Below are 22393 nucleotides of genomic sequence, written 5' to 3' on the forward strand. Positions count from 1 at the left end.
TGGTTCAGCGCTTCGGAAGGGGGGCGCTCAGCGGCGGCGCGGTGGCGCGTTGGCGCCGGCGCGGGGATTGCCCCCTTGCATCTGCCAGCGCTGATGCTCGATCTTGACGCAGCGGTCCATCACGACGTCCAGCCCTGCCGCCAGCGCGAGGGCCGCGGCGTCGTCGTTTTCGATGCCCAACTGCATCCACAGGCTGTTGGCACCGATGGCAATGGCCTCCTCGGCAATGGGCGGAATATCGCCGCTGCGACGGAAACAGTCCACCATCTGGATCCGCAGGCCCTCGACGCGAAGGGCGTCAGCCGCTTCGGTCAGGCTCGCGTAGACGCGCTCGCCCAGAATCGTCGCGCCGGCGTCGGCCGCCTGTGGATTGATCGGCACGATTCGGTAGCCGTGTTGCTGCATGTAGCGTGACGTGGTGTGGCTCGGCCGGTCCGGCCGAGGCGACAGGCCTACGACCCCGATCACGCGGTCGCGTGCCAGTATCTGCCCCAAACGTTCCATGGTTTCCATGCGAATACGGCCCGACAGGGCCGGTGCTGTCGTTGACGGAATCACTGCTCTCGGTGCGCTGCCGATCCGCGGCGCTGGCGTGCCTGCGCATTGCGCACGCCGACTTTGCTGCCACGCACAAAGAATGAACTTAGCACATTGACGAATCGGGCGTGAAACGCGTTCGCCGGACGTCACAGCGAAACGATGGCGTGCGGGCGCGTCGCCGGCGTAAATGCTTTGCCGGATAAGTTAATCAGGATCACGAACCAAATCTCGATCTTGTCGATGGGCCGGAAAGTCATGCCAGGAAAGGCGTAGAAGTCATCCGGGTGCGCGCGTCGAGGGCGTAGGTGTTACAACCTGAAACACTTTGTTACCCCTCCTCCCATACGTTTCCACCAAAATGCTTCTCAACGCTGACGTGCTTATCCCCCGGTAACACGGCAGCGCGACTGTATCGGCGGAGCGCGTCCCCCGGCGCGATCCGCAAGGTCGTTCGATGCAGTGCTCTGAATCTGGTCTCCTCGCGCTAACCCCGTAGCGTGTGGTTTTGGCGGGCCCGTGTGTCCCGCCATTTTTTTGCCTGCGCAGACCTACATCTTTCCTACGCCTTTTGTCGTCATCCCAAAGATTGTTTCGCCATCCGATTCACCTTTCGGAAATCGATTCACGCCTGCGTAAATGAATGGTCGCAACGTGAATGCCGGCAATGCCGATGGATTGTCGGCGTTGCCGGTGTCGCGATGCAACGGCTTATCGGGTGGCTCTGAGCCACGGTTTGAGCCAGCCGAGTCCGGCGCGCGTGGCGCCCTGCGGACGATATTCGCATCCCACCCATCCCGCATAGCCGAGTTCGTCAAGCAGACGGAAGAGGAACGGGTAATTGACTTCGCCGGTGTCGGGTTCATGACGTGCGGGGACGCCTGCCACCTGCACGTGCCCGATATTGGCAATGTGCTGACGCAATTTGACCGCCAGATCACCCTCGACGATCTGGCAGTGATACACGTCGAACTGCACCTTGAGATGGCTGGCACCCACCTGCTGACGAATGGCGTGGGCCTGCTCCTGGCGCGTGAGGAAATAGCGGGGGAAATCGCGCGGATTGATCGGCTCGATGAGGATCGTGATGCCATGCGCGGCCGCCTGTGCGGCGGCATAGGCAAGATTTTCTAGATAAACGGCCCGGCAATGTTCGAGCGATGCCGAAGCGTCGGGGCATCCGGCCATCACGTGCAGTTGGCGGCAGCCCAGCGTATCGGCGTAGTCAAGTGCGCGTTCGAGGCCGTCGCGAAACTGCGCCTCGCGCCCAGGCAGCGCAGCCAACCCGCGCTCGCCGTTGGCCCAGTCGCCGGCGGGCGTGTTGAACAGCACCTGCGTGAGGCCCGCGTCGTCCAGACGCGCCCGCACGTCTTGCGCAGGATGCTCATAGGGGAACAGGCATTCCACACCTCGGAAACCGTCGCTCGCAGCTTCGCGAAAACGGTCCAGGAACGGCACTTCCTGATAGAGCAGGGTCAGGTTCGCGGCAAATCGCGGCATGAGCATCTCCGGCGCCCGGCGCAGGCCGGGCAGGGTGGATCGATGCCCCTCACGATATCACTGCCCGTCGATCTGAGGCGCTGCCACGCTGCGCAACTGAAAGCGACCGTCGTCGTTGAAGAGCCAGGTTTCCACGGCGCGCACGCGCCCGCTGCTGTCGACCAGCGCCCGGCTTGGCACCGGCAACGGGTTGGCCCGTCGCAGGCTCGTGACGGCAATGCGTTCCGCATCATGGTCGCCATTGCTACGATACAGCGCCACACCCATCAGGTTCCCGCTGCGGTCCACCCAGTATTCGAGCGATACCACCGAGCGCAGCATCGGCTGCGGATTGCCCGGCGTGATCTCGCGGGCGTTGACTTCGGTCACGCGCTGCGCCGCCGCGATCTTGTACTGATCGAGCGCCGTGAGCGGTACCTGGGTGGGTGTCAGGTTGAGAACGAGCGGCGGCTTTGGCTCGAAATCCGGATTGGCGCAGCCCGATACCGCCAGAGCGCACGCGATGACAATGAAGCCTGCGGCGGCGCCCGGGGCGCGCCGGCATTGAGAAAGTTGCGTATTCATGCACAGTCTCCCGCAACGTTCGCGACAATCTTCTTCTTGTTCACCTACCGGGGGCGGCTTCGCGGATCGAGCATTCGTCCACGCGATGCGTTCGGCAGCGTGAGACGCAGCCACCCTCATTGGCTATCTTAGGTGGCCCATGCGCTGCGCGCAGCGCGGTTAACACGTAGCGGTTCGCAGGGTGGCGGCATCCGGCGATACCATGCATACTCGCGGCGCACGTCGCAGGCTAGAACGATCACGTCGCGCCGGACGCTTTCTGAACGCATTGGAGTGACCATGATTACCGTGTATCACAACCCGCGCTGCTCGAAGTCGCGCGAAGCGCTGGCCCTGGTGGAGGGATCGCCGGCGGTGGGCGGCAGCGATCTGCAGATCATCGAATATCTGAAGACGCCGCCAACGCTGGCCGACCTCAAGCGCTTGCACAAGCTGCTGGGCGTGCCCGTGCGCGAAATGATTCGCAGCAACGAAGCCGAGTACGCCGAGCTGGGATTGGCCGACGCGGCAATGACCGACGACGCCTTGCTCGCTGCCGTGGCGGCGCATCCGAAGCTGTTGCAGCGCCCCATCGTGGTCAACGGCGACAAGGCCGTGATTGCGCGTCCGCCCGAGTTGGCGAACGACGTACTGTAGTCTTCGGGGATCGCGGCGCGTGGGCGTCCCGCAGTTCGTATCGGGCGCCTCCCGTCACGCCGTGATGCCGGAATGCCGATCTGCCGCCTTTCCGCCCCAAGCGCGACCCCACCACGCCGTCGTGGCTCAGCCGTGGGCGGCGCTGTCCTTGCCGGGGCCGGTGTCCGGCGATTCGGCGTCCGCCACCGCTGCGGCGGCCGCTTGTGCCGCGGCCGAGCCGAACACCGGTGCGTCGGCGTTCGCCGTGAGTCCGGCGCCGCGCCAACCGGGGAGGTCGGACAACGTCTTCTGCTGCTCGCGCAGCTCGGCAAGCATGTTGCAGAAGAGCGCGCCTTGTTCGAGCGCGTCGTCAAGCGCCACGTGCGTGTGGGGTAGCGGGTCGAGCCAGACTGGCGGCAGGCGCGGCTTGATGCACTTGCGATAAGGCATGCCGGTCATGGCGAATGCGAGCGTCTTGATGTCGAGCGCCGACCACGAGAACGGGCAGCGGCCGACGAAACGCATCATGTACCAGAACATGAACGTGAAATCGAACCCCGCCGGATAGGCCACGAACACCGGCTTGCCCGGCAACTTCTCCACCCACTTCACATACGCCTTGAGCGCCTTGGTCGGGTCTTCCTGATCGACGCGGCAGGCGGCCCATGCGTCCGGCTCGGTTTTCCACCACTTCATCGTCAGCGGATGCCCCTTCGCGTCCGGTAGACATTCCAGGTTGGCGCTGAACGTGCCGATCAGTTCCTTGTCGGCGGTGTAGGCTGCCGAGGCGAAACTCAGCATCGAATGCGGGCCGGGAATCGGGCCGTCGGCCTCGACATCGGTACTGACGAATATTTCCTCGTCGGCAGGAATGATGCGCGAGGGGGTGCGCAGGACGGCCTCGCTCATACGGCGCTCCGAGCGAGCACGGCGTCGGCCACGTACGGGTTGGTCTGACGCTCCTGACCGAACGTGGAGACGGGACCGTGCCCGGGAATGAAGGTCACGTCGTCGCCGAGCGGCCAGAGTTTGTCGCGGATCGACGCGATCAGGTCGGCATGGTTGCCGCGCGGGAAATCGGTACGGCCGATGGAGCCGGCGAAGAGGACATCGCCCACGCTGGCCAGGCGCTCATCCGCCGAGAAGAACACGACGTGCCCCGGCGTATGCCCCGGGCAATGCAGCACATCGAGGGTGACGTCGCCGAACGTGACGGTGTCGCCGTCGCCGAGCCAGCGATCTGGCGTGAACGGTTGTGGCTCGGGAAAGCCGAAGCGTGCGCTCTGCGCCTGAAGCTGGTCGATCCAGAAGGCGTCGTCCGGATGCGGGCCTTCGATCGGCACGCTGTACTTCTGCGCCAGCGCGCCCGCGCCGCCGCAATGGTCCAGGTGGCCGTGCGTCAAGAAGATTTTCTCGAGCGTCGCACCCTGGCGTTCGATCTCGCCCGCGATCCGGTCGATGTCGCCGCCGGGGTCGACCACGGCGGCGCGCTTCGTCGCATCGCAAACGAGCAGGGTGCAGTTTTGCTGGAAAGGCGTGACAGGAATCAGGGTGACGTTCATGGGATATCGGGGACGCGGTTTTCGCCTATTGTAATTCGGGCCGGGCGACGCCCGCCGGGCGCGTCGCCGTCGACGTCACGCGCGAGCGTTGTGTCCCAGGCTGACCGAAGCGCTGGGGTGCGGCAGATTCGATGCTCCAGATCCATCCAGCGCAATGTCGATTCAGCCGGTCTCGGCACGTAAGTGAACGCTCGCTGATAGGTTGCATTTGGCGTCGTGTTAAACTTGCGCGCTATGCGAACACGCGAGATCCTCACACGGTTCGCGGTCGGCTGCGCCCTCGCCCTGACGTTGACAGCCTGCACAACGCCGCTCGAACCTCTCAGCCAGACGGCTGCCGCCTCTTCGGCGACAGGCGCGCGCAGCCGTGCGCGCGAAGCCAACGCGCCGGTCGGGTCGAGTTTCGATCTACAGTGGCCGGGCAGGACACATCGCACCGAAGGCCTCAGTCCCGGCGATCCCGATGCACCGGATCGCGACGGCGAAGCGCGCCTGCGCGCCGACGCCGGCACGTTTTACCAGACCGGCATGGCGTCCTGGTACGGCAAGAAGTTTCACGGACGTCGCACGGCCACCGGTGAATCGTTCGATATGAACGAGCCGACCGCCGCGCATCCGACGTTGCCGTTGGGCAGCTTCGCGCTCGTGCGCAACATCGCCAACAACAAGACCGTCGTCGTCAAAATCAACGATCGCGGCCCCTACGCGCGCAATCGCATCATCGATCTCTCCTACGCCGCAGCCAAGCAGCTCGACTTCATTCGTGCCGGCCACGCCAAGGTCGAAATCCGACGTCTCTCCCGCACCGAAGTCGCCGCCCTCGGCCTGGACGACAGCAAGAACGCGCCCTGACCCGGCGCAGCGCATGCTGCGTTGCGGTGCGTCGATCTCTCAAAGCCGATTCTGAAATTGCGTGGATGGTTTCCTGCGTTGTGGGACTCGCTTTGCACGGCTATTGAGAAAAAATACGTATACCTTGCGAAAGCTTGCGCATTATTCCGATTTTTGGCGAATTGAGATGATCGAATGCGACGCATGAACATGCGCGCATTGGATTTTTAGCGACCAAATTGACTAATTTTTTTCCGATTGCCGCATCAATCTGCCAGTTTTTCGGCGCACACCGATATTCCACGGGCCTTCCGGCCGGTTGCGTTGGCAACCGTTGTTCGCTGCAGGGGATGTGGGTAGACTGTGCCCCACGCGCCGATGCACGTTTTGTGTGCATGCAGATGAGGCCCGGCGAGACACGGGCTTAGCGCACCTATCAAAGAGCATTCCTGGAGGAGTTTTGATGTCGACGATGGGCAAATTCGCCAAGTGCACCGTGCTGTGCGCGGTGGCCGCAACGTTGTTGGGCACGACCGGCGCGGCCTTCGCGCAGGGGACGAAATCGGTGGCCGTGCTGGCGATCGTAGAGCATCCGGCGCTGGACGCCATCCGCGATGGCGCGCGCGATGAACTCAAGGCGGAAGGTTACGAGGTCGGCAAGAACCTCAAGTGGGAATATCAGAGCGCGCAGGGCAACGTCGGTACGGCCGCGCAGATCGCCCGCAAGTTCGTGGGCGACCAGCCGGACGTGATCATCGGCATTGCCACGCCGACGGCGCAGGCCGTGGCGGCGGCGACCAAGTCCGTGCCGCTGGTCTACTCGGCCGTGACCGATCCGGTCGCGGCGCAACTGGTCAAGAACTGGGCGCCCTCGGGCACCAATGTGACCGGCGTGTCCGACAAGCTGCCGCTGGACAAGCAGGTCGCGCTGATCAAACGCGTCGTGCCGAACGCCAAGCGCGTTGGCATGGTGTACAACCCGGGGGAAGCCAACTCGGTCGTGGTTGTCAATGAGCTGAAGAAGCTGCTGCCGGCAGCCGGAATGACGCTGGTCGAAGCGGCCGCGCCGCGCACGGTCGACATCAGCTCGGCGGCCAGTAGCCTGGTCGGCAAGGTCGATGTGATCTACACGAACACGGACAACAACGTTGTGTCGGCCTACGAGTCGCTGGTGAAGGTGGCCAACGACCGCAAGATTCCGCTGGTGGCGTCGGATACCGACAGCGTGAAGCGCGGCGCGATTGCGGCACTGGGCGTGAACTACTACGACCTGGGTCGTCAGACCGGGAAGGTGGTCGGCCGCATCCTGAAGGGTGAGAAGCCGGGGGCGATTGCCTCGCAGACCAGCTCGAATCTGGAACTGTTCGTCAACACGGCGGCCGCGGCCAAGCAAGGCGTGAAGCTGTCGGACGATCTGGTGAAGGAAGCCAAGACGGTCATCAAGCAGTAACGCATGCGTGAGTGCGGTGCGGCGGGGTCACCCCCTGCCTCATCGCCGCGCGACAGGGCGGCGCCCGGACATCCTCTGTCCCCGCCGCTCTTTTCCTATCGAATGGGCGGGACGGCTCCCCCCGACAGCGGTCGCACAACGACCGGCGATGCCCCGAACTGGCCGACGTCGGTCGTGTGAGCGCTGATGCCGAGACCCGGCATGGGCCGTCTTGCGCAGTGGAATTACGACAATGTCTCTTTTTTCTATGATGGGCGCCCTGGAGATCGGTCTGATCTTCAGTCTCGTGGCGCTCGGGGTGCTGATTTCCTTCCGCATCCTCAATTTCCCCGATCTGACCGTTGACGGCAGCTTCGCCCTGGGCGGCGCGGTGGCGGCGACGCTGATCGCCGGCGGCACCAATCCGTTCGCCGCGACCCTGGCAGCGATGGCGGCGGGCGCGGCGGCAGGTTTCATCACCGGCTGGCTCAATGTGCGCCTGAAGATCATGGATCTGCTCGCCAGTATCCTGATGATGATCGCCCTCTACTCAGTGAACCTGCGTGTGATGGGCGCGCCGAACGTGCCGCTGATCACGTCGCCGACGGTCTTCACGATGCTCCTGCCGGACAACGTGGCCTGGCTGCCGGACTATGTGATGCGTCCGTTGCTGCTGCTCGTCGTGGTGGTGGTGGTGAAGCTCGGGCTGGATTACTTCTTCCTGTCGCAGCAGGGCCTCGCGATGCGCTCGACGGGCGCGAATTCGCGCATGGCACGGGCACAGGGCGTGAATACCGGTCATGAGATTCTGGCGGGCATGGCGCTCTCGAACGCGCTGGTGGCACTTGCGGGCGCGTTGTTCGCGCAGTCGCAGGGCGGCGCGGACATCTCGATGGGGATCGGTACCATCGTGATCGGTCTGGCGGCCGTCATTATTGGCGAGACGATTCTGCCGGCCCGACGCCTCATTCTCACGACGCTGGCGGTGGTCGTCGGTGCGGTGCTTTACCGCTTCTTCATCGCGCTTGCGCTGAACAGCGATTTTATCGGTCTGAAGGCGCAGGATCTGAATTTGGTGACGGCATTGCTCGTGGCGGTGGCGTTGGTGTTGCCGGCAACGCGCCGCAAGCTGTTCCCCCGCAAGAACGGAGGTGCCTGATCATGCTGAGCGCAAAAGACCTCAAGATCACTTTTAACCCGGGCACGCCGATCGAGAATCGTGCGCTGCGCGGCATGTCGCTGGATATTCCGACGGGCCAGTTCGTCACGGTGATCGGTTCGAACGGTGCGGGCAAGTCCACGTTCCTGAACGCCATCAGCGGCGATCTGCTTGTCGATTCTGGCACGATTTCCATCGACGGCAACGACGTCACGAAGAAGACGGCGTGGCAGCGGGCGAGTCAGGTGGCGCGGGTGTTCCAGGATCCGATGGCCGGCACGTGCGAGGCGCTGACCATCGAGGAAAACATGGCGTTGGCGGTCAAGCGCGGCGAGCGCCGGAGTTTCCGGTTCGCGCTGAATCGGGAGCTGCGTGAGCGGTTCCGCGAGAAGCTGAGCCTGCTCAACCTCGGGCTGGAAAACCGGCTCTCGGACCGTATCGGGCTGCTCTCCGGCGGTCAGCGTCAGGCGGTAAGTCTGTTGATGGCGTCATTGCAGCCCTCGCGGATTCTGCTGCTCGACGAGCACACGGCGGCGCTGGATCCGAAGACGGCGGCGTTTGTGTTGGCGCTGACGGCCCGCATCGTGCAGGAGAGCAAGCTGACGGCGATGATGGTCACGCACAGCATGCGTCAGGCACTGGATTACGGCGATCGGACGGTGATGCTGCACCAGGGCAAGGTCGTGCTGGATGTGTCGGGCGACGAACGCAAGGGTCTGGACGTGCCCGATTTGCTGCAGATGTTCGAGCGCACCCGCGGCGAACAACTCGACGATGACGCGCTACTGCTGAGCTGACGCGTTGGAATGTCAGGACACAAGCCCGCTTTGGCGGGCTTGTGTCATTTTCGACGGCATCACTGAACCCGCTTCAGGGCCGTGCGATAGGTGGCAAGGTTTTCTCGTTTGCCGACGGCGACCACGAGCACGGTGATGGCGGTGTCGTCGACACGGTAGACAAGCCGGTATCCCAAGGACGCGAGTTTGATCTTGTAACAGTCCGGCATCGCCCTCAGCCGGCTGCCGGGGACCTTGGGCCTTTGCAGCCGTTGCCGCAATTTCGCTTTGAACTGACGCTGGATCGTGGGGTCGAGCGCTTGCCACTCCTTGAGGGCAGAGGGGAGAAATTGCAGGTCATAGGTCGTCAAGCTGGGTACTCACCGGCGTTTCGCCGGCGCGTGAACGGATAAGGTCGGCGAGTTCAGCGTCATCGAGGCGCTCGCAGATCGCTTCCCAATGCGCTGCGGGAACGAGATAGGCGACTGGCGTGTTCCGGTTCAGGATGGCGACGGGGCCATCGGCGCGATGGATGGCGGCACTGGGGTTCGATTTCAATTCGCTGATTCCGATCGACGTGCGGGCAAGGATGTTTTTCATGTGACATCTCATCAGGCCCGGGGGGAGGCGGCCAATTCGCTGACGCGTACCGGCCGAGACCCTGAGATCGAGCCAATCATAGAGGGAATATCGACGCGGCAGTTTGGGGAGTCGCTGAGAATTTCTCCAGACATGTCCGATTCTTGATATCGCCCAACCCGCCTGTCGCACAGTGCGATCAAGCGTTCTTGAGGGCCAGTGCCCGCTCGTAGAGCGCGTTCTTGGGCGCGCCGGTAATCGCGGCGGCGAGCTTTGCGGCGCTTTTCGTCGGCAGTTCGGCCACCAGCAACGCGAGGACGCGCTGCGCTTCGGCGTCGACCCCATCGTCGCTTGCGCTCGCAGCCGCCCCCGACACCGCCAGCACGAATTCACCGCGCTGACGGTTCGCGTCAGCCTTCAGCCAGGCCACGCCTTCGCTCAGCGCACACTCGTGAATGTCTTCGAAGCGCTTGGTCAGCTCGCGTCCGATCAATAGCCGGCGCGCGCCGCCCAACCCTTCGGCCAGTGCCGCGACCGTCTCCACGATCCGATGGGGCGCCTCGTAGAACACCTGCGCCGACGTCGAGCCCGCGAGTGCCGCAATCGCCTGGGCGCGTTGCTGCGCCTTTGACGGCAGGAAACCCACGAACGTGAATGTCTCCACCCACGCGCCAGCCGCCGAGAGCAGCGTAATCACCGCGCTCGCGCCCGGCACCGGCACCACACCGAGCCCCGCGGCACGCACCGCGTCGACCAGCCGGGCGCCGGGGTCCGAGATCCCCGGGGTGCCCGCGTCCGAAATATAGGCAATGCGCTCGCCACCTCGCAAACGCTCGACCAACCGCGTCGCCGCTTCGTTTTCGTTGTGCTGATGGGCCGCAATCAACGGCTTGTCGATGCCATACCGCTGCAGCAACTGCGCGCTGTTGCGCGTATCTTCACAGGCGATGGCGTCGACCATTCCGAGGATGTGAAGCGCCCGCACCGTGATGTCGGCGGTATTGCCCAACGGCGTGGCGACGACATACAGCGTGCCCGCCGGGTAATGCTGGCCCTCGGCCAGCGACATCAGGCGCTCATCCATGGCATCGGACTCCCGCAAGCGGCGGCGTCGCCAGGCAGTGCACACCGGCAGTGCCGGCAACGGTAAACATCGGAACAACCATGTCGAATCAGTTAGGAGAATCGTTCGAGGGCCGCGCCCAGACGTTGCTGGAGCGGCGTGGCTGGCGGCTCGTCGCGCGCAACTATCGGTGCCGCGGCGGCGAAATCGACCTCATTATGCGGGATTGCGCCGGCGTGCTGGTATTCGTCGAGGTGCGTGCCCGCGCGCGCAGCGACTTCGGCGGGGCCGCCGAGAGCATCACGCGCACCAAGCGACGCCGCCTGGCCCTGGCCGCGCGTCACTATCTGTTGCGGCGTCCGGCGGGGTGCTGTCGTTTCGACGTGGTGACGTTCGACGGGCGTCCGCCCGTGGCACGCTGGCTGCGCGATGCCTTCCGTGCCGACGATCTCTGACGGAACCCGCGTGCGCCGGCCCTGTTACACTTGCGAACGCGCCGTTTTCAAGATTTTCAAGACTGACGGCCTTTGAACGCCGGCCGATGCAGGTGAGTGCCCTTATGGCGCCCATGCAAGGCCGGCCGCTTTTGCGACACCCTGGCAAACGACCATGTCGATCGAACGAATTCAGCAACACTTCACGGATAGCGTCGAGACCAAGCTGGCTGCGCGCGACGCCCTGCCCGAATATATCGCCGCCGCGGCGGACGTCATGTTCGAAGCGCTGTCCAACGGCAACAAGATCCTCGCGTGCGGCAACGGTGGCTCGGCGGCCGACTGCCAGCACTTCGCCGCCGAACTCGTCGGCCGCTTCGAGCGCGAGCGCCCCGAATTGCCCGCCATCGCGCTGACCACGGATTCGTCGATCCTGACGGCCGTCGGCAACGACTACAACTTCGACGCCATCTTCTCGAAGCAGGTGCGCGCGCTCGGGCACGAGGGCGATGTCCTGCTCGCCATCACCACGTCCGGCAATTCCAGCAACGTGCTCACGGCCATCGAAGCGGCCCACGAGCGCGGCATGCACGTGATCGCGCTGACCGGCAAGGGCGGCGGCAAGGTCAATGCCGCGCTGGGTGAGCTCGACGTGCACATCTGTGTGCCGGCCGATCGCACCGCGCGCATTCAGGAAGTTCACCTGCTCACGATTCACTGCCTCTGCGACCTCGTCGACGCGATGCTGTTCGGCGAAGCGTGAACCTATTGGCGTCATCAGGCGTCAAGAGCATGACGGGTACTGCGTCGCGGGGGCGGACGGTGCCGGCAGGGCGCGGCGGGGGCCGTCCCGTTCGATCATCCAACAAGGAGAATGCCCGATGAATTTCCAACGCGTGGTCAAGCCGCTCGCCGCGGCAGCGTTGATTGTTGCCACCCTGGCCGGTTGTGCCCCCATCATTCTCGGCGGTGCCGCCACCGGCGCACTCGTCGCCACCGACCGCCGTTCCGTCGGCGCGCAGACGGAAGACAGGGAAATCCAGATCAAGTCCGAAGCCAACATCGCGAATAACCTGCCGGACGCCGCGCACGTCAACGTGACGGTCTTCAACCGTCGCGTGCTGCTGACTGGCGAAGTTCCCAACGACGCCAGCAAGCAACGCGCCGTCGAGATCGTCAATCAGATCAGCAACGTGCGCGGCATCGTCGACGAACTCGCCATCGGACCGGCCAGCTCCTTCGGTTCGCGCTCGAACGACGCGTGGATCACCAGCAAGGTCAAGGCCAACCTGATCAACACGAAGGAAATCTCGGCCAACGTCTTCAAGGTGGTCACCGAGCGTGGCGACGTGTACCTGCTGGGCCTCGTCTCAGAAGAGGAAGGCCGTATCGCCGCCAACGTGACCAGCCGTATCGACGGGGTGCAGAAGGTCATCAAGCTGTACGAATACATCAAACCGGAAGAGGCGCAGCGCCTGTCGACCGAGGCCTCGAAGAACCCCGCGCCGGTGACTGACGATTCGAGCGCCGCGACCGTCACGACCACGCCGATCGACACCGAAACGGTCACGGCCAAGCCGCTGTCCTCGCCCGCGCCGATCAGCGACGCACCGATCAAACCCGGCCCGTCGAACAAGACCGGTAACTGACGCACGCTACCCGAGCGCTTCGGACAGCCCGCGTGCGCACGCGTCCCAGCACCGACCCAGCAACGAACCGCCGCGATTGCCAGCGTCGCCCATCGAGACGATGGACGAGGCTGACGAGCGCGGCGGCGCTCGTTCTGATGGCCGGAACCGTGGTGATCGCCGCCGGGGCGGCGTCGGCCGCACCGGCCTCCGGCTTACGCGCCGCGTCACCGGTGTATGTCGAACCGGGAGCGTCGCCGGTGGCCCAACCCGACTGGCAAGCCCGCGACTGGGCGATGGCGTGCATGACTTGTCACAACGCGTCGGCGCCGGTGAGCGTTGGCAAGGCAACGCTGCCTGCGCTGGAGGGGCGGCCGGTGACGGAACTCATGACCGCGTTGCAAGCCATGCGCGATGGGCAGCGCGCCGCGACGCTGATGCCCCAACTGCTCAAAGGCTATCGCGACGACGAGTTGCGTCGCATCGCTGCGTACTTCGCCTCGCAGCCGGCAAACAAGGGCGCGTCGGCGTCGCCGCGCACGCCTCAAACGTCTCGATAGGGTCGATACGATGCGCCGCCGCGACTTTCTTCTTGGCATGGGCTCGACGGCCGCACTGGCCGGTGCAACCCCCGCATGGGCGGCACCGCTCTGGCCGACACCGCTCAAGACGCGTGCCCGTGTCGTCGTGATCGGGGGCGGATTTGGCGGCGCGACGGCGGCCAAGGCGCTGCGCATGCTCTCGGGCAACACGATCGACGTCACCCTGGTCGAACCGAATTCCGCCTTTGTCTCGGCCCCGTTGTCGAACCTTGTAGTGGGCGGCCACTTGCGGGTGAGCGACCTGACAGTGCCCTACGACCGGCTCGTCGAACGGCACGGCGTGGTCTGGCGACGCACATGCGCCCAGGCCATCGACGCGCCCAACCAACAGGTGCGGCTCGCCGATGGTGGCCGTCTTTCCTACGACAAGCTCATTGTTGCCCCAGGGGTGTCGCTGCGCAGGGAGGCCATTGCCGGACTTTCCGATCCCGCGATGCGCGACGCGTTGCCGGTGGGATGGACCGACGCCCGCGAAAGCGCCGCGCTGCACGCCCGTCTGCAGGCCATGCCCGACGGTGGCGTGGTCGCCATTACGATTCCCGAGGCGCCATTTCGCTGCCCGCCCGCGCCGTACGAGCGCGCCTGTCAAGTGGCCGCCTGGCTCAAACGGCACAAGCCGCGCGCGAAAGTCCTCGTCTTCGACACCAACGATCAGGTGCTCGCGGAAGCCGAGCAGTTTCAGGCGATCTGGCGTACCCAATATGCCGGAATTGTCGAGTATCACCCGCAGTTCAATTGCACGGAGGTTGCGGCCGATGGCACGAAGTGGCTGGCGCGCTTCGAGCTGGGCGAGGAAATCAAGGCCGACGTGCTCAATATCATCCCGCCGATGCGGGCGGGCGATATTGCGGTGGAAAGTGGGCTGGCGACGGCCAACGGCCGTTGGTGCGACGTCGATTTCCTGACGTTCGCGTCGACCGCGCATCCCGACATTCACGTGTTGGGCGACGCCATCCAGATTGCTCCGCAGATGCCGAAGTCCGGCCACATGGCCAACCAGCACGGCAAGGTGTGCGCCGCGGCCATCGTGGCGTCGCTCTCAGGACGCCCGGTCAATCCGGAACCGCTCTACAGCAACACCTGCTACACGTTCGTGTCGGCAACCGAAGCGATGCATGTGGCCAGTGTTCACCGATACGACGCCACGCAGCGCACCATGCTCCCTGTGCCGGGCACGGGCGGTGCATCGCGGCGCGCCACACCGGACGAATTCGCCCTGGGACTCGCATGGGCGCAAGGCATCTGGGCCGACATGCTGGCGTGACGCGGATTTCGGCGGCATTCGCGGTCGTCGAGGCGCGTTTGGAGGGAGGGCTCTAAGCGGCGCAACGACCGCGCCATCGTAGGGCGTGATCGCGTTGTTGTGTGGCTGCCGCATCTCCGCAAATTCCTTCGTTGACGGGGCCTCACGCCTCTCGGTTACACTGGCCGCACGAAAAAATAAGCACACAAGGGGCATAGGGATGGCGCATCGCCAGGGAGCGTCCCGTCTTGCGCCACGCATCGCGCGTGGGGATTCGGTCAAGTCGGTCCGTAGTCGTAAGGTCGTTCAAGTCGTCGCCTTATCGTTTTGCACCGTCGGTCTGCTAAGCATGCAGACAGCCCGGGCCGATGGTAGTCCGGTGCGTGGCGATCCGTTGCAAAGCATTCCGAAAATCGAGGTGCCCAAGGCGCCGGCCGCCACCTTTCGTATTCAGCCACCGACGCAGGAAGACGCCCTCAAGTCGCTGCTCGCGCGCAAGATTACCCCGAAGCGTTTCGGCATCGAAGGCGTCAAGTCGCTGCCGTTCGCCGATGTGGCCGGGGTCTTCGCGCCGCTGGCCGGCAAGGAAGTGACCATTGGCGATCTGGTCGAAAAGGCCAATCAGGTCACGAAGATGTATCAGGACGCGGGCTATCTGCTGTCCTTCGCGTTCGTGCCCGCGCAAGACTTCAACGACGGCTTCGTGCGCGTGACGGTTGTCGAAGGCTACATCTCGAGCACGAAAATCAGTGGCAAGCCGGGGCCGTCGGAACAGCGGTTGCGCGACATCGCCGCGCACATCGAGGCGGAGCGTCCGCTCAAGCGCGCTACGTTCGAGCGCTATCTGAACCTGCTCACGCTCGTGCCCGGCATGAAGATCAAGGCCGATGTGCAGCCGCCCACGCAGACCGACGGCGCGACCGAACTCTCGCTCGATGTCACGCGTCAGCCCGTGGCGCTGGGCACGTCGCTGACCTATAACAACCCGGGCATTCGCGGCGTGTTCACGGTGACGAGCAACGCGCTCACCCCCCTCGGCGAACAGATCCAGCTCACGGCCATCGCCCCGAAGGGGCATAACGACGAAGAGTTCTATGCGGCGTCGTACATCCAGCCGCTGGGGTCGAAAGGCTTGCAGGCGCGCGTGGATGCGTCGCACTATCGCGGACAGCCGGACGATCAGGCGCTCGCCGGTCTGACGCGACACCTCGACACCAAGCGTGTCGCCGTGAGCGTGTCATACCCGATCCTGCTGAACAACCAGCGCAACCTGACGGTCAGCGGCGGCATGTACGGCGTGAATTCGCGCGATCGCTATGAAGTGCCGAATTCGCCAAACAACATTAATTCGCAGACGAACGTGCGCGCCGCGCAGGTGCAACTCTCATACAACGAGGTCACTGAGAAGCAGACCCGCAGCGCCACGCTGGGGGTGTTCAAGGGCTTTACCGGGATGGGCGCGAGCCAGTCGTACACGACGCAGCCGGCCGGCGTCGCGCAAGTGCTCGGTCCCTACGATCTCGGCTTCTGGCGCTTCACGCTCGACGGCAAGCAGGGGCTCGTGCTGCCATGGGAGTTCGGTGTCGTCGTCGCTGCGGGGGCGCAGTACAGCGCCAACACGCTGCCGACATCCGAACAGGCGACGTTCGGCGGTCAGCGCTTCGGCCTCGGCTATCCGGCAGGTGAAATCGCCGGGGACAAGGGCTGGGGGGCGTCGATCGAACTGAATCGGATGTTCCGCACCGACTTCCGCTTCCTCAAGACGATCCAGCCGTATCTGGTGCTCGACACGGCGCGCGTCTACCTGAGCTCGGGGCAGTTGTTCCACAATCAGCTCGCGTCCGTGGGCCTGGGCGTGCGGCTCTCCGACAGCAAGTATTACTCGCTCGACCTGTCCGTCGCCAAGCCGATGGCCGATGCCCCGACCAACTCGCCAAGCCGTCCGCTGCGGTTCAACGCGAACTGGTCATATCAATTCGAGTGAGACGGGAGGGCGATTCGTTGCCGCACCGTCACGTCCAGGGGGCGCCATCCGCAAAATGTGGTGTTCTCGCGCGCCGTCCCTGGCCTCTTTTTTATCGGGGCTTTCCCTGATGCCTCCGCCCGCCGTGCCGTCATGCGTGCCGCTGCGCCTGACGGCACGCACGGCGTTGCGCGTCGCGCAATCGGTTGCTGGGTGGTGCGCTATATCTCTGGGTATACATAGCGACGCGATGGACCAGCGCGAAATTTGCGACATCCTCAGCGACCCATCCACCTCCGGCTTGCTGCAGTGCAGCTTGCTTCCTTCGCCCGTTGTTTTGATTATCCGTATATGCGTCTTTAGGCATATACGAAATTCCCAGTGCCTGCATACGAACTCAAAGACTGACCGTCATGGAAGAACTCGATCGCGTATTCGAAAAGGTGTCGCACTACTTCAGCCTGCTCTCCGAGCCGACCCGGTTGCGGATTCTGCATGCGTTGTGCGGTGGCGAGCGCTCGGTGAACGAGGTGGTGACGCACGTGGGGTCGTCGCAGACGAACGTATCGCGGCATCTCGGGGCGATGTACCAGGCGGGTGTGTTGGCACGGCGTCGCGACGGGAACCAGGTGTATTACACGATCGCGGATACCGGGGTGGTCGAGATATGCCGCGCGGTGTGCGTGCAGGTCGCCGGCCGACTCGAGGAGGAGGCCCTGCCGGAGCGAGCCGTCGATGGCTTCATGCCACGCACGAACTGACGCGCGCCGCAGGCCATGGCAACACCGTAACACCGCAGCACGGCAATACCCGTAGGTCAGTGCGGCAAGCAGACCGCACATATCGATTCGTACGCAAGCGGTAAGCCGTCCGTGTCTTCGCGACGCTGGCGGACGCCACAGAACGCGAGGAGACAGGGTGAGCAAGACCAGCGATAGCGCATCGCGAGCCGGCCGTTTGCGCCGGGCTCCGGAGAACTTCGTCGACAGCACGCTTGCCGACGATATTGCCCGTGACGGGTTGAATCCCACCCGGCGCAACTTCCTGCAGCGCAGCTTCCTGGCCGCCGGTGCCGCGCTCGCGGGCGGCGCGGCCTTTGCCGCCGACGCACCCAAGGGAGCCGGGGATCCGATGATTCTCGAACCGCGTCCGTGGGCCACGTCGCTCGGCCAGCCGGTCGCGGCGCGTCCGTACGGCATGCCGTCGAAGTTCGAGGCGAACCTGCAACGTCGTCAGTCGCCAGGACTGACGCAGACGGCGCAGGCATCGGTGGCGTTCACGCCGTTGCAGGGCCTGTTCGGCATCATCACGCCCAGCGGCCTGCACTTCGAGCGCCATCACCAGGGCTGGCAGGAGATCGATCCGACGCAGCATCGCCTGATGGTGCACGGCCTCGTGCGCGAAGCGAAGGTGTACACGATGGACGACATCATGCGCCTGCCATCCGTGTCGCGCATGCACTTCATCGAATGCGGCGCGAACACCGGTATGGAGTGGGGCAACGCCGCGGTGCCGACCGTCCAGTACACGCATGGCATGCTGTCATGCTGCGAGTTCACGGGGGTGCCCCTGTCGGTGCTGCTCGACGACGTGGGCGCCGACACCAAGCGCGGGCAATACCTGCTTGCCGAAGGCGGCGACGGCTCCGGCATGACCCGCACGATCTCGATGGAGGCGGCGCTCTCCGATGTGCTCGTCGCCTGGGGCATGAACGGCGAAATGCTGCGTCCCGAGAACGGCTATCCGCTGCGGCTGGTCGTGCCCGGCGTGCAGGGCGTGTCGTGGGTGAAATGGCTGCGCCGCATCAAGGTCGGCGACGCACCGTGGAATACCAAGGATGAAACGAGCCATTACGTCGACCTGATGCCGGATGGCCAGCATCGCCAGTACACATCCATCCAGGAGTGCAAGTCGGTCATCACGTCGCCCTCCGGCGGACAGGCGCTGCTCGATCGCGGCTACTTCAACGTGACGGGCCTTGCCTGGTCGGGCCGGGGCCGCATCAAACGGGTCGACGTGTCGACCGATGGCGGCAAAACGTGGCGCGCGGCGCGGCTCGAATCGCCTGTGCTGCCAAAGTGCCTCACACGCTTCAACTTCGACTGGCAATGGGACGGGTCGCCGGCGCTGCTGCAAAGCCGGGCCGTGGACGAGACGGGCTTCGTGCAGCCGCGTTACCGGCAGTTGCGCGAAGTTCGGGGCACGAAGTCGATCTATCACAACAACGCGATCCAGACGTGGCAAGTGGCGACGAACGGGGAGGTGACCAATGTCCACGTCGATTGAACGCAAGTTGCAGCCCCCTGTGCGCCGACGCATGCAGTCGGTGGTGCTTGCCGGGCTCTGGGCCGCCGCCTTGACGCTCGCGGGCCTGACCGTCGCGGCCTGGTGCTCGGCCCCGGCGCACGCGGCGCCGGCCATTGCGTCCGGCAGTGCGAAGACGGCGTCGTCGGCGCCGAGCCAGATGACTATCAAGGCGCCGCCCGGGATCGGGCGCGACGCCACGCCGGCCGAACTGAGCGCGTGGGACATTGATGTGCGCCCTGACTTCAAGGGTTTGCCCAAAGGGCAGGGATCTGTCGCGGACGGCCAGAAAGTGTACGACGCCCGCTGTGCGTCGTGTCACGGCACGTTCGGCGAGAGCAACGAGGTATTCAACCCACTGGTGGGCGGCACCACGGCCGACGACATCAAGACCGGACACGTGGCGTCGCTGCGTGCGAACAATCAGCCGGTGCGTACCACCTTCATGAAGGTCGACACGATCTCGACGATCTGGGATTACATCCGCCGCGCCATGCCGTGGAACGCGCCGCGGTCGCTCAAGCCCGACGAGGTGTACGCGGTCACCGCCTACCTTCTGAATCTCGCGGAGATTGTGCCGGCGGACTTCGTGCTCTCGGACAAGACCATCGGCGACGTGCAGAAATTGATGCCCAATCGCAACGGGATGACCCGTGCGCACGGCATGTGGCGCGTGGGCGACAAACCGGATACTCATAACAAGGCGTGTATGCAGGATTGTCCTGAGGCTGGTATCGTGACGTCCGCACTCCCTGCGTACGCCCGCGACGCACATGGAGATCTGGCCGCGCAGAATCGGATCATCGGTCCGGTGCGCGGTGTCGATACGAAGCTGCCGCCGCTGTCGGGCACTGCCGCGCAAAATGCGTCGGTGCGCAAGACGGCGGCCCTCGCCACGCTTGGCATGGCGAGTCCGGACGCGCCGGCCCAACCCGCCGCTGCGACGTCATCGGCAGCAACGCTTGCGGACAAGAACGGTTGCCTGGCCTGTCACGGCGTGACCGACAAGAAGATCGGACCCGCCTTCTCGGAGGTCGCCACCAAGTACCATGGGCAGTCGGATGCGGCTGAAAAACTGGTGGCGAAGATACGTGCCGGAGGCGCCGGCAACTGGGGCAGCATGCCGATGCCGCCGCAGTCGCAGGTTGCCGAGACCGATGTCCGTACGATGGTCGACTGGATTCTTCGTGGTGCACATTGAGCGGGCAGGGGGTTCGACGGACGGGCCGACGTTTTCCCGGGCCGCCGCAGGACTCCCGTCCCCTACACAAATCGAAGGAGATACGATGAAGAAGATGCTGATCGCTGCGGCCATGCTGGCCGGCACCTCGCTGGCGCATGCCGGAGTCGATGTCGCAGCGGCGACCAAGCTCGCGGCGGCCAATGCCTGTATGGGTTGCCACGCCGTCGACAAGAAGTTGGTGGGCCCGGCCTATCAGGAAGTCGCCGCCAAGTACAAGGGTGACAAGGGCGCGGTGGCCAAGCTGGTCAAGAAAGTGAAGGGCGGCGGTTCGGGCGTTTGGGGTCCGATCCCGATGCCGGCGCACCCGAACCTGTCGGATGCCGACGCCAAGATCCTCGTCGAGTGGGTTCTGGCCGGCGCCCCGTCGAAGTAAGACCGGGGCAGGGGGCTCGTCGTCAGGCCGCCAGTCAGTATCGGCGGCGGGTCAGGCGAGCGAACGGCGGCCGGTGTGTTGCGTGCTTATCGCACACTTCATACCGGCGGCCCTCAGAGAAGGAAACACACAGAGATGAACCAACAGCGACGCGACATGCTGCGGTTTTCCGCGGTAATGGGACTGGCGGTAGCCGCCGGGCTGATCAAGCCCGAAGAGGCGCGCGCGGCAGAGGCGCATTGGAACAAGGCGGCGTTCTCGACCCGGAGCGTGGCCGACACGGTCAAGGCCCTGGGCGGCACGGGCACCAGCCCGAGCGATCTGGTCGTGCTGACCGCGCCCGACATCGCCGAGAACGGTGCCGTCGTGCCGGTGGCGGTGGCGAGCAAGGCGCCGAATACGCAGATGATCGCGATTCTGATCGAGAAGAATCCGAATACGCTGGCGGCGTCGTTCCAGATTCCCGACGGCACCGAACCTGCGGTGACCACGCGTGTGAAGATGGGCCAGACCTCGAAGGTCTACGCGCTCGTCAAGGCGGACAACAAGTACCTCGTGGCCGAGAAGGAAATCAAGGTCACGCTGGGCGGCTGCGGCGGTTAAGCGACGCATCGTAGAACAGAGGAGCCACAACATGGGTAATCCGATGCGCATTCGCGCAACCGAGGCCGGCGGTGTCGTCGAGGTCAAGGTGCTGATGAGCCACATCATGGAAACCGGCCAGCGCAAGGACGCTTCCGGTAATATCGTCCCGGCACACTTCATCCAGAACGTCACGGTGACTTGCAACGGGAAGACGGTACTGTCGGCCGAATGGGGCCCGGCGGTCTCGAAAGATCCGTTCATGTCGTTCAAGTTCAAGGGCGCCAAGAAGGGCGACAAGGTCACGGTCATGTGGGTCGACAACAAGGGCGATTCGCGCACCGACGAGGCGACTATCGCTTGACGGGGCGCATGTCGGCCGGCGTGCGGCGGCGAGCCACAAGCGCTGCCATGCGCGTTCGGCCGGGTGGGACGGCGTGATGAAACATCCGCGCCGCGCGGTGTGCAAGCACGAGCGCTGCTGGGGAGATCCCGGTTGCGCGAACCAACCCCACGAAGAGGAGATCGAGATGAACGAGGCGCAACATAGCGCACGGGCGAGCCAACGAATGAGCACGGCAGGACGCGCAGCGTGGCTGCGGCGGACCGTGCTCGGTGGCATGCTCGTCATCGCGGGGGTCAGTGCCCCCGCATTCGCAGCGGAAAGCTCGACGGCAGAGGCCATTGCGCAATACCGCGAGATGCTCGCCGACGGCAATCCGGCAGAACTCGTCGAGATGCGCGGCGAGGAACTCTGGAAGACACCACGCGGCCCGAACAACGTATCGATGGCGCAGTGCGACCTCGGGCTTGGCGCGGGTGTCGTCAAGAACGCCTATGCGCAACTGCCGCGCTACTTCGCCGACACGAAGCGCGTGCTCGATGCCGAGTCGCGCATCGTCGAGTGCATGGTGCATCTGCAGGGTTTCAAGCGCGCGGACGTCATCAAGCAGCCATTTTCCAAGCAAGGGCAGGATCCGACCGATCTCGAAGCGCTGACCGCCTATGTAGCGGGTCAATCGCGCGGCGCCATCATTCACGTGTCGCAGGTGCACAAGGAAGAGAAGGACGCTTACGCGCGCGGTCAGAAGATTTTCTATTACCGTTCCGGTCCGTACGATTTCTCGTGCGCGTCGTGCCATGGGGCGGATGACAAGCGCATTCGACTTCAGGATCTGCCGAACCTGACCAAGCCCGCGGCGGCGCGACAGGCGTTTGCGACGTGGCCGGGCTATCGTGTCTCGCAGGGTGCGCTGCGTACGATGCAGTGGCGGATGAACGACTGCTTCCGCCAGCAGCGCATGCCGGTGCTGAATTACGGCTCGCAGGCGTCCATTGACCTGATTACCTTCCTCGGCGTGATGGCCAATGGCGGCAAGATGGACGCCCCTGGCCTGAAGCGCTGA

Annotated in this window: 26 protein-coding genes; 18 read left to right on the forward strand and 8 right to left on the reverse strand. The window is 64.6% G+C overall.

Annotated features, from left to right (window positions below; all coding sequences use genetic code 11):
• Positions 1–27 precede the first annotated feature (27 nt).
• The 3 genes from PEP31012_RS15380 to PEP31012_RS15390 all read right to left on the reverse strand — a co-directional run bounded on the left by PEP31012_RS15380 (position 28) and on the right by PEP31012_RS15390 (position 2601).
• A complete protein-coding gene (locus tag PEP31012_RS15380) occupies positions 28–513 on the reverse strand; it encodes a CoA-binding protein (RefSeq protein ID WP_150590205.1) in 486 nt (161 codons plus the stop codon).
• Positions 514–1248: 735 nt separating this feature from the next.
• Positions 1249–2037: a 2-oxo-tetronate isomerase gene (otnI, locus tag PEP31012_RS15385; RefSeq protein WP_150590206.1), complete on the reverse strand. Its 789-nt coding sequence runs from the start codon at positions 2035–2037 to the stop codon at positions 1249–1251.
• Between the two features lie 57 nt (positions 2038–2094).
• Positions 2095–2601 carry an energy transducer TonB gene (locus tag PEP31012_RS15390; RefSeq protein WP_150590207.1) on the reverse strand — a complete coding sequence of 169 codons (507 nt, stop codon included), beginning with the start codon at positions 2599–2601 and terminating at the stop codon, positions 2095–2097.
• Positions 2602–2880: 279 nt separating this feature from the next.
• On the opposite strand from PEP31012_RS15390, the gene arsC reads away from it, so the two are divergent.
• Entirely contained in the window at positions 2881–3237 is a 357-nt protein-coding gene (gene arsC, locus PEP31012_RS15395) for an arsenate reductase (glutaredoxin) (protein WP_150590208.1), read from the forward strand.
• Between the two features lie 126 nt (positions 3238–3363).
• On the opposite strand, the gene PEP31012_RS15400 is transcribed toward arsC, so the two are convergent.
• Both PEP31012_RS15400 and PEP31012_RS15405 read right to left on the reverse strand, forming a co-directional pair.
• Positions 3364–4125 carry a 3'-5' exonuclease family protein gene (locus tag PEP31012_RS15400; protein ID WP_150590209.1) on the reverse strand — a complete coding sequence of 254 codons (762 nt, stop codon included), beginning with the start codon at positions 4123–4125 and terminating at the stop codon, positions 3364–3366.
• A complete protein-coding gene (locus PEP31012_RS15405) occupies positions 4122–4778 on the reverse strand; it encodes an MBL fold metallo-hydrolase (RefSeq protein ID WP_150590210.1) in 657 nt (218 codons plus the stop codon). Before PEP31012_RS15405 ends, PEP31012_RS15400 begins: the two co-directional genes overlap by 4 nt.
• A gap of 234 nt (positions 4779–5012) precedes the next feature.
• On the opposite strand from PEP31012_RS15405, the gene PEP31012_RS15410 reads away from it, so the two are divergent.
• From PEP31012_RS15410 to PEP31012_RS15425, 4 genes are all read left to right on the forward strand, one after another.
• Complete coding sequence (locus PEP31012_RS15410) at positions 5013–5630, forward strand: septal ring lytic transglycosylase RlpA family protein (protein WP_150590211.1); 618 nt, start codon at positions 5013–5015, stop codon at positions 5628–5630.
• 442 nt (positions 5631–6072) lie between these two features.
• Positions 6073–7059 (forward strand): ABC transporter substrate-binding protein, encoded by a 987-nt coding sequence (locus PEP31012_RS15415; protein WP_150590212.1) that lies wholly within the window; start codon positions 6073–6075, stop codon positions 7057–7059.
• Between the two features lie 232 nt (positions 7060–7291).
• Positions 7292–8197, forward strand: coding sequence for an ABC transporter permease (locus PEP31012_RS15420; protein WP_150590213.1), 906 nt, complete (start codon positions 7292–7294; stop codon positions 8195–8197).
• A gap of 2 nt (positions 8198–8199) precedes the next feature.
• Positions 8200–8994 carry an ABC transporter ATP-binding protein gene (locus PEP31012_RS15425; protein WP_150590214.1) on the forward strand — a complete coding sequence of 265 codons (795 nt, stop codon included), beginning with the start codon at positions 8200–8202 and terminating at the stop codon, positions 8992–8994.
• Between the two features lie 59 nt (positions 8995–9053).
• Here the strand turns inward: PEP31012_RS15425 and PEP31012_RS15430 are convergent, their stop codons facing one another.
• From PEP31012_RS15430 to rsmI, 3 genes are all read right to left on the reverse strand, one after another.
• Complete coding sequence (locus tag PEP31012_RS15430) at positions 9054–9344, reverse strand: type II toxin-antitoxin system RelE family toxin (protein WP_150590215.1); 291 nt, start codon at positions 9342–9344, stop codon at positions 9054–9056.
• Positions 9331–9573 carry a type II toxin-antitoxin system Phd/YefM family antitoxin gene (locus PEP31012_RS15435; protein ID WP_150590216.1) on the reverse strand — a complete coding sequence of 81 codons (243 nt, stop codon included), beginning with the start codon at positions 9571–9573 and terminating at the stop codon, positions 9331–9333. The genes PEP31012_RS15430 and PEP31012_RS15435 overlap by 14 nt, the downstream gene beginning before the upstream one ends.
• A 178-nt stretch (positions 9574–9751) precedes the next feature.
• Positions 9752–10636 carry a 16S rRNA (cytidine(1402)-2'-O)-methyltransferase gene (gene rsmI, locus PEP31012_RS15440; RefSeq protein ID WP_150590217.1) on the reverse strand — a complete coding sequence of 295 codons (885 nt, stop codon included), beginning with the start codon at positions 10634–10636 and terminating at the stop codon, positions 9752–9754.
• An 80-nt stretch (positions 10637–10716) separates the two neighbouring features.
• Here rsmI and PEP31012_RS15445 point away from each other — a divergent pair, with 80 nt between their 5' ends.
• From PEP31012_RS15445 to soxA, 13 genes are all read left to right on the forward strand, one after another.
• Positions 10717–11070, forward strand: coding sequence for a YraN family protein (locus tag PEP31012_RS15445; RefSeq protein WP_150590218.1), 354 nt, complete (start codon positions 10717–10719; stop codon positions 11068–11070).
• Positions 11071–11224: 154 nt separating this feature from the next.
• Positions 11225–11812 carry a phosphoheptose isomerase gene (locus PEP31012_RS15450; RefSeq protein ID WP_150590219.1) on the forward strand — a complete coding sequence of 196 codons (588 nt, stop codon included), beginning with the start codon at positions 11225–11227 and terminating at the stop codon, positions 11810–11812.
• 118 nt (positions 11813–11930) lie between these two features.
• The gene (locus PEP31012_RS15455) at positions 11931–12698 is read left to right on the forward strand and encodes a BON domain-containing protein (protein ID WP_150590220.1); all 768 of its coding nucleotides are present in this window, start codon (positions 11931–11933) and stop codon (positions 12696–12698) included.
• A gap of 137 nt (positions 12699–12835) precedes the next feature.
• Positions 12836–13237, forward strand: a complete 402-nt coding sequence (locus PEP31012_RS15460) for a c-type cytochrome (RefSeq protein WP_150590221.1) — start codon at positions 12836–12838, stop codon at positions 13235–13237.
• A gap of 10 nt (positions 13238–13247) precedes the next feature.
• A complete protein-coding gene (locus PEP31012_RS15465) occupies positions 13248–14543 on the forward strand; it encodes an NAD(P)/FAD-dependent oxidoreductase (protein ID WP_150590222.1) in 1296 nt (431 codons plus the stop codon).
• Positions 14544–14871: 328 nt separating this feature from the next.
• A complete protein-coding gene (locus PEP31012_RS15470) occupies positions 14872–16506 on the forward strand; it encodes a ShlB/FhaC/HecB family hemolysin secretion/activation protein (RefSeq protein ID WP_246171321.1) in 1635 nt (544 codons plus the stop codon).
• 392 nt (positions 16507–16898) lie between these two features.
• The gene (locus PEP31012_RS15475) at positions 16899–17246 is read left to right on the forward strand and encodes an ArsR/SmtB family transcription factor (protein ID WP_150590224.1); all 348 of its coding nucleotides are present in this window, start codon (positions 16899–16901) and stop codon (positions 17244–17246) included.
• A gap of 157 nt (positions 17247–17403) precedes the next feature.
• The gene (gene soxC / locus PEP31012_RS15480; protein ID WP_150590225.1) at positions 17404–18771 is read left to right on the forward strand and encodes a sulfite dehydrogenase; all 1368 of its coding nucleotides are present in this window, start codon (positions 17404–17406) and stop codon (positions 18769–18771) included.
• Entirely contained in the window at positions 18755–19990 is a 1236-nt protein-coding gene (locus PEP31012_RS15485) for a c-type cytochrome (protein WP_246171322.1), read from the forward strand. The genes soxC and PEP31012_RS15485 overlap by 17 nt, the downstream gene beginning before the upstream one ends.
• Positions 19991–20075: 85 nt before the next feature.
• Positions 20076–20405: a c-type cytochrome gene (locus tag PEP31012_RS15490; protein WP_150590226.1), complete on the forward strand. Its 330-nt coding sequence runs from the start codon at positions 20076–20078 to the stop codon at positions 20403–20405.
• A 135-nt stretch (positions 20406–20540) separates the two neighbouring features.
• The gene (gene soxY, locus PEP31012_RS15495) at positions 20541–21008 is read left to right on the forward strand and encodes a thiosulfate oxidation carrier protein SoxY (protein WP_150590227.1); all 468 of its coding nucleotides are present in this window, start codon (positions 20541–20543) and stop codon (positions 21006–21008) included.
• A gap of 31 nt (positions 21009–21039) precedes the next feature.
• Complete coding sequence (gene soxZ, locus PEP31012_RS15500; protein WP_150590228.1) at positions 21040–21351, forward strand: thiosulfate oxidation carrier complex protein SoxZ; 312 nt, start codon at positions 21040–21042, stop codon at positions 21349–21351.
• 205 nt (positions 21352–21556) lie between these two features.
• The gene (soxA, locus tag PEP31012_RS15505; protein WP_150590270.1) at positions 21557–22393 is read left to right on the forward strand and encodes a sulfur oxidation c-type cytochrome SoxA; all 837 of its coding nucleotides are present in this window, start codon (positions 21557–21559) and stop codon (positions 22391–22393) included.

It is taken from the genome of Pandoraea eparura (assembly GCF_902459725.1).
Taxonomy (GTDB): Bacteria; Pseudomonadota; Gammaproteobacteria; order Burkholderiales; family Burkholderiaceae; genus Pandoraea; species Pandoraea eparura.